We start from the raw sequence: 11,557 nt of genomic DNA on the forward strand, positions 1-11,557 counted from the left end.
AGGGAGAACCCGTATAAGGGTTCTCCCTCTGTTTGTTTGAAAGCACCAGGGCAGGCTCTAAGTTGTTTAATCCAGGGAGATCTGGAAGACCGATCCCGGATCCCCTGCAAATACGACCGTTCCGTTCTCGGGCAGCGTCACCGAAGCCTCGCCGCTGATAACGGTGAAGTTCAAGCACACCCCGTTCTCATCGTACACGGCAAAACCTCCGTTCTCCGGCAGCTCCACCGTCATCGTCCGGGCAGCGGCCTGCTCGGGCACGGTAAACCATCTTGCATGTCCTTCGGGATGGATCGTCAGTCTGGACTTCTTGCCATGGTAGAGCGGCTTGATGCCATCCTCGCTCATATACAAGGAGCCAGCTGCCTCTGCGTACTCCACTCCTTGCTGGGTGAAGAAGCTGATATCGGATGTATCCCGACTGCCCGTTCCGGGAACTTGATGCTGGCTAACGGCCAGATCAGGTCCGACAATTTTGCGGTCGGCGATATAGGCCGGCATATCACCTACCCGGCTGATCGTAAGCACCGGCTTCATGATCATGTACGCAATCGAGGTGTACTTCTCGTTTAAGAGATAGTAGCTTTTCCCTTCGCGCTTCTTCCAGGCTGCTTCAGACCTGCCAGGGAGTGTTTCCTTCTCTACCTTCTCGGCCTGATACTGATTGAGTGCTATCTGCCCCAGTTCCGGCAGGGTGGCATATTGTTTTACCCACATATAAGTGCGGTCATTGCTCTCGGTCACAAAACGGACCTTCGTGCTGCCTTCCTCGCTCACAAAGTCCCCGTCGCCAGTGTAAACAAACGTCTGCGCAGGCTCTTCCGGACTCATCGGTACGGTGAGGAACAGCTTTCCGTCACGGATATCGGCATGCATCTGTACGTTGGTCGCCACGTAATAACCGGCGTATTCCTTCATCTCTTCCGGCATGTCAGCTGCAACCGGCACGCCAAAGGACTTGGCCGGCTTGAACTCGTCAATAACACCCTTCTCCTTCAAAGCCTGCAGCAGCAGTTCGCTCGCCAGCAGCTGATTAAAGGAGCTGGAGCCGCCGGAGGAAAGGACGCTGGCTGCCATGTTGTGCTCTGGAAGCACAACCAGCGAAGCGTGATACAGAATGGTGTCTCCGCCTTTAGTGAGCGCCTTGATTCCATAGTCGTTGAACGGGTACAATCGAACGCTGTCCCATCCGAGCCCGAAATCAATCGAGTTGTCCGCATCTTCCGGCCAGATGCCGTTCTTGTATTCTTCCTGCTCCATCGCCTGGATGGCCTGCGGAGATAGAATGCCCTCGGTCTCACCTGTAAAAATAGTCGCGAACCGGGCGAGATCCTCGGCAGTCGAGTAAATGCCGCCGGTTCCAATCACGTTGACCGTTTCATTCGGAAGCTGTCCTTGATAAGTCGGGTAGTAGAGTCCCGCCAATTGGTCAGGGTCCAGTGCATCCTGAGATGTCTTGGTGTTGTTCATGTTGAGCGGGCCGGTAAAATGCTGATGAATAAATGCGGTATAATCCGTTCCGCTTACCCGTTCCACCAAAATCTCAGCAAGTGTAAAGCTGTCGTTGGAGTACACGGAGAACGCACCTGGGTCGGCTTTCAGAGTCTGATTCGCCAGATGCTGAAGCAGTGACTCTTTAGCATAAGGGTCTGAATCCGCGAACAGGAACGCGTTGATCAGCGTCGAACCGTGCAGGCCGGACGAATGATTCAGCAGCATGCGCGGCGTGATGAGCTTATAGCGTTCGTCTTTCATTTTAAAATCCGGTATGTACTCCACCAGCGGAGTATCCAGGTCGATCCTTCCTTGATCTGCCAATTTCAAAACTGCAGCGGTTGTAAATACTTTGCTTGTTGAACCTATGCCATACATCGTTTCATTGGTGAGCGGGATTTCCCCGGCCATATCGTTCATGCCGGACTGCCCTGACAACAAGATCTCACCCTGATCGATAAGTGCGTACTGCACGCTGATCGTCCCGTACGCCTGTGTCAGCAGGGACGCCTTCTCGGCGGCAATCGTCTCCAGGTTCTGTCCCGGTTTCGCTTCATTAGACGGGTCAGTACCGGATGCCATGGCCGCTGTCGGCAGGAGCAGCATGACCGCAAGGATCACGATCAGTATCCGTGATAAACTTTTCTTCAATGAAAGACCTCCTTATAATGGGTGTATACATGTAGTACGTCCCGCAGGCTGGATCGGTTCAAAGAATTCCATAATTTCTCTCACTAATTTCTCTGGACAGACTGTGGACATGCCTGCAGAAGTAGAGGACACGGGACATCCTTGGACATAGGCTCACCCTTTAAAATTTTATATAATGGATTCAGAATGGAATCCCAAGGAGGAGAAGCATGAAATTTCGCGTTTCCGCTGTGCAGTATCATCTGCATACCATACAATCATTTGACGATTTCGCTAGACAATCCGAGCATTATATCCGGGCCGCCGAGGAATTCGAGGCCGATTTCGTGCTCTTTCCGGAGTTTTTCACGACGCAGCTGATGTCGATCGGGGATGCGCAGGGCCATGCTTTGACGATCAATGATCTGCCTAATTTTACAGATCAGTACCGTGAGCTGTTCCAGGGCTTCGCCAAGCGTTACGGCATGCACATTATCGGAGGGACGCATGTCATTCGCCGGGAAGGCAAGCTGTACAATGTGGCGCATCTGTTCTACCCGGACGGACGCATCGCCGAGCAGGCCAAGATTCATATTACGCCTTCAGAGATTACCGGCTGGAATATGGGCGCTGGTGAAGGGCTGGAGGTTTTTGAAACGGAAAAAGGAACGATCGCCATGCTCACCTGCTATGACATTGAGTTTCCGGAGATTGTCCGGATGGCGAAGGCCAAAGGCGCAGACGTCATCTTCTGTCCGTCCTGCACGGATGACCGGCACGGTTTCCACCGCGTCCGCTATACGAGCCATGCCCGGGCAATCGAGAACCAGGTGTATGTGGTGTTGACCGGCACGGTCGGCGCGCTGCCAACGGTGGATCTGATGCGGGCCAATTTCGGTCAGGCAGCGATCATTACCCCGAACGACATCCCGTTTCCGCCGAAAGGGCTGCTTGCCGAAGGAGAACTGAACAACGATATGATCATTACGGCCGACCTGGACCTCGATCTGCTCTATCAGGTGCGCGAGAAGGGCTCCGTAACGACGTGGCGTGACCGGCGCACCGACCTGTACCCGGATTGGAAGTAGGGCACGGACGGCATGGTACATCAGAAGCCAACCTTCTATATAAACAACGAAATGAATAAGCGAAGAAAGGATGCGTGATATGACCCAGTATAATCAGCAGCTTTACGTATTTGAGGACGCCCGGCCAGTTCCGGCGGTCATTCGAAGTTATACAGAAGCTGATTTCGACGAACTGATCGTGATCCAATCCGAGACCTTTCCGCCTCCGTATCCGCCGGAGCAGTGGTGGAACAAGGAGCAGCTTCACGAGCATGTGAGCCGCTTCCCGGAGGGGGCGCTGTGCATTGAGGTGGATGGGGTGCTCGCAGGATCGGTGACCTCGTTGATCGTCGATTTTGATCCCGCGAAGCCGGCGCATTCCTGGGCGGACACAACCGATCATGGCTATATTCGGACACACAAGCCGGATGGCAACACGCTGTATGTAGCGGATATTTGCGTTCGCCCGCGCTTTCGCAAGCTCGGTCTGGGCAAGTGGCTGCTTCAGTCGCTGTATCATGTCACTGTTGAGAAGAAGCTGGACCGCCTGCTCGGCGGCGGGCGAATGCCAGGCTATCACCGATATGCCGGGCAGATGTCGGCGGAAGCGTATCTGGATGCGGTCGTTCGGGGCGAGATCAAGGACCCGGTGATCACGTTTCTGCTGCGCTGCGGACGTACGCCGCTTGGCGTAGCCGAGAATTATCTGGAGGACGAGGAATCCTGCAATTACGGGGCGCTGATGGAATGGAGAAACCCTTTTAAATCATGAAGCTGTTTAAGGAGGCCGTTACGAACATGGAATATATCCGTATTACAAGCATTGCAGACCCGCTATTTCGCAAAATGCACAACCTGATGCAGGAGGTGTTTCCGCCGGAGGAAGTGCTGGAGTTCAGTCTGTGGAAGGAGCCGCTGGAGGACCCGGGCATCCGTGTCTTTGTCGCTGTTCATGAGGGTGAGGTTGTCGGCACAACCGAGTACCGCTATTACGAGGATTGGAACGTGGCGATGACGGACTTTACAATCGTCGGCCGTGAAGGGCTGGGTATCGGCCGTTTTCTGGCCCAGCAGCGGCTCAAGGATCTGAACCGTCTGGCCGCGGAGAACGGCAAGGAGCTGTTTGGCATGTTCGCCGAAATCTATGATCCATATCGTGTTCAGGACTATGAGTTCGGCGGCGTGAAGCCGATGGATCCGTTCGTTCGCCGGGAGGTGCTGTCCCATCTCGGGTATAAGCGTACGGACATCGATTATGTCCATCCATCCTGGAACAATGACGGTGAAGCCGTTACCGGCCTGGATCTGTGCTTCATGCCAAGCGATGATGAGCTGCAGGAGCTGCCGGCAGAGCTGATCGTCCATTTCCTGAAGCGTTATTATGCTGTCCTGCCGGAGAAGCCGCAGGCCTGGACAGAGATGGTAGCGAAGCTGGAGCAGCGTGATAAGGTAGCTCTGCTGCCGCTGTAAGCAATAGGGGCAAGGGAGGGGATCGGGCCCGCGCCTTCGAGCGGTGCAGCTCCCTTTGTATACACAGGTTCGTGCACCCTCCTAGAGCTTGTTCCCATGCGGGTATTCGTGATGTATAGCGGATGCCCGCTTCCTTATATATACATACAGAGCCACGGCCTGGTATTTGCAGCTTCGTCACACCATCGCTTGAGCATGTATAGCCCTTGATCCGGACAGGCATAAGATGCCGGTTTCGTGGCGATTCTACATAAGAATAGAAGATTTCCTTGCACCTGGTTACCGGATTGGTAGATTATGCTGCATGTAAACATCGGTTTAGCCTTGCTGAGAGCCGCTGATTCCCGAATATTTGATAATGTTAGCCTGCTTGCAAGTTTCAATGGTTTATGAAATCATGAAAATATACTATGATAGAATACGTTACTTTAATCAGCCGCCGGAAAGGCCATAAGCGTATTGCTGGATTACGGCAATGCGGCATGAACAGGATGGGCTGAGCCAAAGATAGAGGAGCGGTACGATGTCAGTTCGAAAACAAGCGGCCATCCGGCTTCAAAGCCTCCATGAGGGCGAGAAGACGGTGCATGAGCTGGAGGCAGAGGTGTTCGCCAGGGGCAAAGCCCTGTACGTGCGCTACATCGAGCCGAAGCTTGGCCCTCATCAGGGAGAGACCCGGACGATGCTGAAGCTGAGCGAGGACGAGGTGAAGATCATCCGCCACGGCGAGGTGGAGTCAGAACAGTCCTTTATGCTGGGGCAGCGCTTGCCGGGGTTTTACCGTTCTCCGTTTACATCATTTCAATTATCTACCCATACCCAGCGAATGGAGCTGGTCGTTGACGGCATGTCCGGACGTGCGGCATGGGAGTATGACTTATATGTGTTCGAAGATTATTCAGGACATTTTTCCATTAGTTTGAGCATTCAGGAGGATCAAGAATCATGACATTGAATCCATTAGATCACATTAACAGCCTGGTGGCCGAAGCGGTGGGCGACGCTGCGGTAGCGGCAGGGCTCGTATCCCGGGAGGAGCTGCCTCAAGTTCTGCTTGAAGTGCCCAAGGATAAGGCGCACGGAGACCTCGCCACGAACCTGGCGATGCAACTGACGCGCATTGCGAAGAAGAACCCTCGGCAGATCGCCGAGGCGATTGTGGAGCATCTCGACAAGGAGAAGGCGTCGATCGAGAAGGCGGACATCGCCGGACCGGGCTTTATCAACTTTACGCTGGACAAGAGCTATCTGTACCCGGTTGTCGAGCTCGTGCAGCAGCAGGGGGCAGACTATGGCCGTGTCGATCTCGGCAAAGGCCAGCGAGTTCAGGTCGAGTTTGTCAGCGCGAATCCGACCGGAAGCCTGCATCTGGGGCATGCTCGGGGCGCCGCGGTAGGGGATGCACTGTGCAATTTGCTCGATTATGCCGGCTATGAAGTGACGCGCGAATATTACATTAATGATGCGGGTAACCAGGTGATGAACTTGTGCAAGTCCATCGAAGCCCGGTACTTGCAGGAGCTGGGGCAGGATGCTGAAATGCCGGAGGACGGCTATCACGGCGAGGATATTATCGGCTTTGCCAAGGAACTGGTCGCTGAGAAGGGCGACGCCCTTCTGTCGATGGACCCGGCGGAGCGGACCGCATTCCTGCGCGAATATGGCCTCGGGAAAGAGCTGGACAAGATCAAGCGCGATTTGAATCGTTTCCGGGTGCATTTTGACGAATGGTTCAGTGAGACGTCCCTGTATGAGGATGGTCTGGTTGAGAAAGCATTGAACGAACTGAAGAACAAAGGGGAAGCCTACGAGCAGGACGGAGCTACCTGGCTGCGGACGACCGACTATGGCGATGACAAGGACCGGGTGCTAGTGAAGAACGACGGCACCTATACCTACCTGACGCCTGATATTGCTTATCATCGCAACAAGTACGAAAGAGGCTTCGACCGCATGATCAACATCTGGGGCGCCGACCACCATGGCTACATTCCGCGGATGAAGGCGGCTATGGAAGCGCTCGGTTTTGACCCTGGGAAGCTGACGGTGCTGATCGCCCAGATGGTCAGCCTGTTCCAGAACGGGGAAAAGGTGAAAATGTCCAAGCGGACAGGCAAAGCGGTTACGATGGAGGATCTGATGGATGAAGTGGGTGTGGATGCGATCCGCTATTTCTTCACGATGCGCAGTATGGATTCTCATCTGGACTTCGATATGGATCTGGCGGTTTCGACATCGAACGAGAACCCGGTCTTCTATGTTCAATATGCCCATGCCCGGATTTGCAGCGTGTTCCGTCAAGCCGAGGAGCAAGGCGTTGAGGTTCAGCCGCTGTCCGAGGTGAATCTGCAAGTGCTGCAATCGGAGCATGAATACGACATTTTACGCAAAATGGGCGAGCTTCCGCAAGAAGTGTCGGTGGCTGCGGACAACTATGCTCCGCATCGTCTGATCCGTTATGTGTACGAGCTGTCCTCGCTGTTCCACAGCTATTACAAAGCGCAGCGTGTCATTACGGAAGATGCGGCGCAAACCCAGGCGCGTCTCGCGCTTTTGAGCGCTGTTCGCACCGTCATTGCCAACGTGCTGCGCCTTGTAGGCGTATCCGCTCCGGAGCGGATGTAGATTTTTGTCGAATAAGAACGCGGGTAGCAGCCGTCTTTCCCTGGAGGAAAGGCGGCTGTTTGTCGTTGGATGCAAGATGGCGTTGCCGCTTCGTCGTTTCATCATTTCATCGTTCCGCCATCGTTCCATCGTCATATTCTGAGCACGTTCCACTTGCTGCGGTTCATTCTGGTCCGGGTGCAGAACTACCCTTGCAGCTTCATTCCTTCACGCAGAAATTTCAGGGCGTTCACTTCACCGTCGGAATGGCTGTAGCCTTTGCGCAGCCTGAGCGGCGTGGAGGTTCGGCGCAGGAGCGACTTGATCGCCGTTGTCCGAAGTCCGGGCCTTTGCGCGAGCAGCAATGCGATCGTTCCGCTGATATGGGAGGTGGCCATGGAGGTGCCGCTCATTTCATGGTATCTTCCCTGAAGCCAGGCGGAGACGATTTTGTCCCCAGGCGCATAAATGTCAACAAATTGCCCGCGGTTGCTGAAGGAGGGGATTTTGCGGTTGCGGTCCGTCGCCCCTACGGATATCGTTTGCGGATAACGAGCCGGATAGTCGGCAGTGCGGCGCTTCCCGTCGTTGCCGGACGAGGCGACGATGATGACCCCGGATTGATTGGCCTTGCCGACCACTTCGAGAAGGGCCCGGCTTCGGCTCTGCATGCCGAAGCTCATATTGATAATGTCGACCTGATTGCGGATGCACCAGTCGATGGCAAGCACAATGTCGGACACAAACGCGGACCCGTTATGATCGAAGGCTTTGACGGGGTACACAATCGATCTCGGTGCGACGCCGATCATGCCTCGCGTGCTGTTGGCGGCGGCAATTGTGCCGGATATATGGGTTCCGTGCCCGTTATCGTCATAAGGCGGAATGGCGCGGTTGACCAGGTTGATCCCCCGGCCAAGCGAATGCTTCAGATCCGGGTGGGCAAAGTCAACGCCGGTATCAATGACGCCAATCTTGATGCGGTGGCCGGTAGAAACGGACCATGCTTGCGGTGCTTTGATGTGCTTGACTCCCCAAGGAATGCCGGTCAGCGTGGCGATGCTGCCCTGAACCGCATGGATGTGAATGCGGCTGTCCTCTTCCACGGTTAGCTCCTCCCGGAATTCTTTTTCGATGACAGCAGTTCGGGAAGCGGGCGCAATGATCGTTTGGGTGAGAGGGGAGCAGGTGACAGAGGGATGCAGGGGACCGTGATCGGCGAGATGTTTCCATTGGCTGATGCATTCCCTGTACAGACTAGGGTCATGAAACGTGAGGAGCCGCCGATGCTCTCCTTGAACGTTTCGCGCGAGAAGTTTCGTCTCCGTAAGCAGTGATTGCATGATCCGGGTGTAGTCCATGCGTGGCAATCTCCCTTCTCAATGAACCGTTGCTTAGGTATTGTATGAACCGACAACCCGGCCCGAATGGGACAACGCCCGATTTCCGGCAAATAGGCCCTGTCTTTCGTGTCAAAGATGCATCACGTACATAAAATAGAACTGTGAGGGCCTGAAGGGTTCTTTCATCTTCCCGTGAGGAGTCGATCCTAGGGGCGGATACAGTCAGAAGGCGGAAAGCTTGGCTTTCCGCCTTTTTCCCGTGGGGAAAAGGAGAAAAACTTGATTTTTATGTGCAAATAGGTTTTACTTAGGTTTGATAATGGATATGCCTGAGGATATATACGTGAAGATTGCGTGAGAGGAAGTGTACGTTAGTGAGTAATCCGCTCAATTTAAAGCTCGACCCGGAGAAGGTTCAGGAAATCCCGATGGTTGACCTGGCTTTTATGGTTTTGAAGGCAGCCAACACGCCGTATTATTACCGTGACCTTATGAATGAGGTAGCCAAGCTTCGCGGCTTTACGGAAGAGGAAATTAACGAGACGATTGCCCAGTTATATACAGAGATCAATATAGACGGACGTTTCGCCTGTGTAGGAACGAACCTGTGGGGATTGAAGCGCTGGTACCCGCTGGAGAAATCCGAGGATCCGATTTCGAACGCCAAGCGTCCGCGGATCATCAATGATGAAGATGATGATGACGATGACTTCACGGAAGAGGAAGATACGTTCAGCAGCGAGGATGCAGACGACAGCTACGATGTGCTGGATGACGAGGATGCGGAGGACGATCTCTTCGATGAAGACGATGCGGACGAAGATGTCGATGATGAGGTGGTCCTCGATGATGAGCTGGACGATGAGGATGCCGAGGAAGAGGACGATCTGCTGGAGGAAGAGCTCGAGGAAGAAGAGCTTGATTAGGATGCAAGTATATGCCCTTCGAAGCACTGGTGAATTTTGAGCCTGTTTCTGTCTCTTGACAATCGGATAAGGCACAGAGTAAACTATTGCTTGGGCTTATGATTGTGAATGAGTTTTTTAATAATAAAAAGTGCCCCGTTAATTTATTTTCGGGTCACTTTTTTTGTTTATATGGGGATTGACGGATGCGGGATGCAACCGGAGAATCCCGGGGAACATAGGCAATAGGTTGAAGGCCAGCTCGCTCGCCATTTTTGGAAGCGGGCCGTGCTTTTTGTTAGGCCCGCTTCTGATGAATCAGGGGAAAACGGGTTACGCTATAACATCATATGTCGCCTGAAGTTATGGAGATTATTTAGGAGGGTTTTATACAGTGACAAAGTATATTTTTGTAACAGGCGGGGTTGTGTCATCCTTAGGAAAGGGCATCACCGCGGCATCGTTGGGCAGATTGCTGAAGAACAGAGGGCTGAAAGTTACGATTCAAAAGTTCGATCCGTACATTAACATAGATCCGGGCACCATGAGTCCATATCAGCACGGTGAAGTATTTGTGACCGATGATGGTGCGGAAACCGACCTGGACCTTGGGCATTACGAGCGGTTTATCGATATTAACCTGTCGAAGAACAGCAACGTTACCACAGGCAAAGTATACTCTTCCGTCATTAGCAAAGAGCGTCGGGGCGAGTACCTGGGCGGTACGGTGCAGGTCATTCCTCACATTACGAACGAGATCAAGGAGCGCGTGTTCCGCGCAGGTCGCGAAGCCGGTTCTGATGTGGTCATTACCGAGATCGGCGGTACGGTGGGCGACATCGAGAGCCTTCCGTTTCTGGAAGCGATCCGCCAGATTAAAAGCGATGTTGGTCGCGAAAACGTCATGTATATTCATGTTACCCTCATTCCGTATATTAAAGCGGCCGGTGAAGTGAAGACAAAGCCGACACAGCACAGTGTGAAGGAGCTTCGCAGCATTGGCATTCAGCCTAACGTCATTGTTTGCCGGACAGAGCATGAGCTGTCCACCGAGATGAAAGCCAAAATTGCACTGTTCTGCGACATTGATCCGAATGCGGTTGTGGAATGCCGCGACGCTTCCTCCTTGTACGAGATTCCGCTTAATCTCCGGGATGAAGGGCTTGACGAGATTGTAGTCAACCATCTGAAGCTGACAACTCCTGCGCCGGATATGAAGGAATGGGAGCAACTGGTGGAGCGGGTGTCGAAGCTGGAGAAGACGGTGGAGATTGCGATCGTCGGCAAGTACGTTGCGCTCCATGATGCTTATCTGAGTGTGGTAGAATCGTTGTCCCATGCCGGATTTGATGCCAACGCCGAAGTGAAGGTTCGCTGGGTCAATGCGGAAGAAGTGAATGATGGCAATGTGGACGAGCTGCTGCGCGGCGTCGGAGGCATCCTGGTGCCGGGCGGATTTGGCGATCGCGGCATCGAGGGCAAGATCAGCGCCATTCGTTACGCGCGCGAGCGAAACATTCCGTTCTTCGGCATCTGTCTTGGGATGCAGGTGTCGGTTATTGAATTTGCCCGCAACATGGTGGGTCTTGACGGGGCGAACAGCTCGGAGATTAACCCTTCGACCGAGTTCCCGGTAATCGACCTGCTGCCTGAGCAGAAGGATGTTGAGGATCTGGGCGGCACGATGCGACTTGGCTTGTATCCGTGCAAGCTGGTGCCGGGTTCCCTGGCCGAGTCATGCTATCAGGACGAGCTGGTATACGAAAGACATCGCCATCGGTACGAGTTCAACAACGAATACCGTGAAGATATCGAAAAGGCGGGACTTCGCATTTCCGGTACGTCCCCGGACGGTCGTCTGGTCGAGATTGTAGAGCTTCCGGGCCATCCTTGGTTCCTGGCCGTGCAATTCCATCCGGAATTCACATCCCGTCCGAACCGTCCGCAGCCGCTCTTCCGGGAATTTGTGAAGGCGTCGATCGGGCATCAACAACAACTTTAAGTTTCCTAAGTGCAGAAAGCTTCCCGATTCCGGGAAGCTTTC

Annotated in this window: 9 protein-coding genes; 7 read left to right on the plus strand and 2 right to left on the minus strand. The window is 53.8% G+C overall.

The features are described 5' to 3' along the window. Positions 1-66: 66 nt before the first annotated feature. Positions 67-2,145 carry a serine hydrolase domain-containing protein gene (locus tag CHH67_RS25320; RefSeq protein ID WP_095268145.1) on the minus strand — a complete coding sequence of 693 codons (2,079 nt, stop codon included), beginning with the start codon at positions 2,143-2,145 and terminating at the stop codon, positions 67-69. A 209-nt stretch (positions 2,146-2,354) separates the two neighbouring features. On the opposite strand from CHH67_RS25320, the gene CHH67_RS25325 reads away from it, so the two are divergent. From CHH67_RS25325 to argS, 5 genes are all read left to right on the plus strand, one after another. Continuing rightward, entirely contained in the window at positions 2,355-3,212 is an 858-nt protein-coding gene (locus CHH67_RS25325; RefSeq protein ID WP_095268146.1) for a carbon-nitrogen hydrolase family protein, read from the plus strand. 79 nt (positions 3,213-3,291) lie between these two features. Beyond that, the gene (locus CHH67_RS25330; protein ID WP_095268147.1) at positions 3,292-3,963 is read left to right on the plus strand and encodes a GNAT family N-acetyltransferase; all 672 of its coding nucleotides are present in this window, start codon (positions 3,292-3,294) and stop codon (positions 3,961-3,963) included. A gap of 26 nt (positions 3,964-3,989) precedes the next feature. After that, entirely contained in the window at positions 3,990-4,661 is a 672-nt protein-coding gene (locus CHH67_RS25335) for a GNAT family protein (protein ID WP_095268153.1), read from the plus strand. 523 nt (positions 4,662-5,184) lie between these two features. Then, on the plus strand, positions 5,185-5,610 hold the full coding sequence (locus tag CHH67_RS25340; protein ID WP_095268148.1) for a YwiB family protein: 426 nt from the start codon (positions 5,185-5,187) through the stop codon (positions 5,608-5,610). Then, on the plus strand, positions 5,607-7,286 hold the full coding sequence (argS, locus tag CHH67_RS25345) for an arginine--tRNA ligase (RefSeq protein WP_095268149.1): 1,680 nt from the start codon (positions 5,607-5,609) through the stop codon (positions 7,284-7,286). Before CHH67_RS25340 ends, argS begins: the two co-directional genes overlap by 4 nt. 185 nt (positions 7,287-7,471) lie before the next feature. Here argS and CHH67_RS25350 read toward each other — a convergent pair whose 3' ends face one another. Next, positions 7,472-8,626 carry a S8 family peptidase gene (locus CHH67_RS25350; protein ID WP_095268150.1) on the minus strand — a complete coding sequence of 385 codons (1,155 nt, stop codon included), beginning with the start codon at positions 8,624-8,626 and terminating at the stop codon, positions 7,472-7,474. Between the two features lie 356 nt (positions 8,627-8,982). Here CHH67_RS25350 and rpoE point away from each other — a divergent pair, with 356 nt between their 5' ends. Together rpoE and CHH67_RS25360 are read left to right on the plus strand one after the other, a co-directional pair. After that, complete coding sequence (gene rpoE / locus CHH67_RS25355) at positions 8,983-9,534, plus strand: DNA-directed RNA polymerase subunit delta (RefSeq protein WP_095268151.1); 552 nt, start codon at positions 8,983-8,985, stop codon at positions 9,532-9,534. 373 nt (positions 9,535-9,907) lie between these two features. Beyond that, on the plus strand, positions 9,908-11,515 hold the full coding sequence (locus CHH67_RS25360) for a CTP synthase (RefSeq protein ID WP_095268152.1): 1,608 nt from the start codon (positions 9,908-9,910) through the stop codon (positions 11,513-11,515). Positions 11,516-11,557: the final 42 nt, after the last annotated feature.

It is taken from the genome of Paenibacillus campinasensis (assembly GCF_002272015.1).
Classification (GTDB): domain Bacteria; phylum Bacillota; class Bacilli; order Paenibacillales; family Paenibacillaceae; genus Paenibacillus_AQ; species Paenibacillus_AQ campinasensis.

What these genes read in the sequence shown, in the direction of transcription:
- CHH67_RS25325 (WP_095268146.1), top strand. Translation starts at nt 2,355, where the DNA reads ATGAAATTTCGCGTTTCCGCTGTGCAGTATCATCTGCATACCATACAA.
- CHH67_RS25330 (WP_095268147.1), top strand. Translation starts at nt 3,292, where the DNA reads ATGACCCAGTATAATCAGCAGCTTTACGTATTTGAGGACGCCCGGCCA.
- CHH67_RS25335 (WP_095268153.1), top strand. Translation starts at nt 3,990, where the DNA reads ATGGAATATATCCGTATTACAAGCATTGCAGACCCGCTATTTCGCAAA.
- CHH67_RS25340 (WP_095268148.1), top strand. Translation starts at nt 5,185, where the DNA reads ATGTCAGTTCGAAAACAAGCGGCCATCCGGCTTCAAAGCCTCCATGAG.
- argS (WP_095268149.1), top strand. Translation starts at nt 5,607, where the DNA reads ATGACATTGAATCCATTAGATCACATTAACAGCCTGGTGGCCGAAGCG.
- CHH67_RS25350 (WP_095268150.1), bottom strand. Translation starts at nt 8,626, where the DNA reads ATGGACTACACCCGGATCATGCAATCACTGCTTACGGAGACGAAACTT.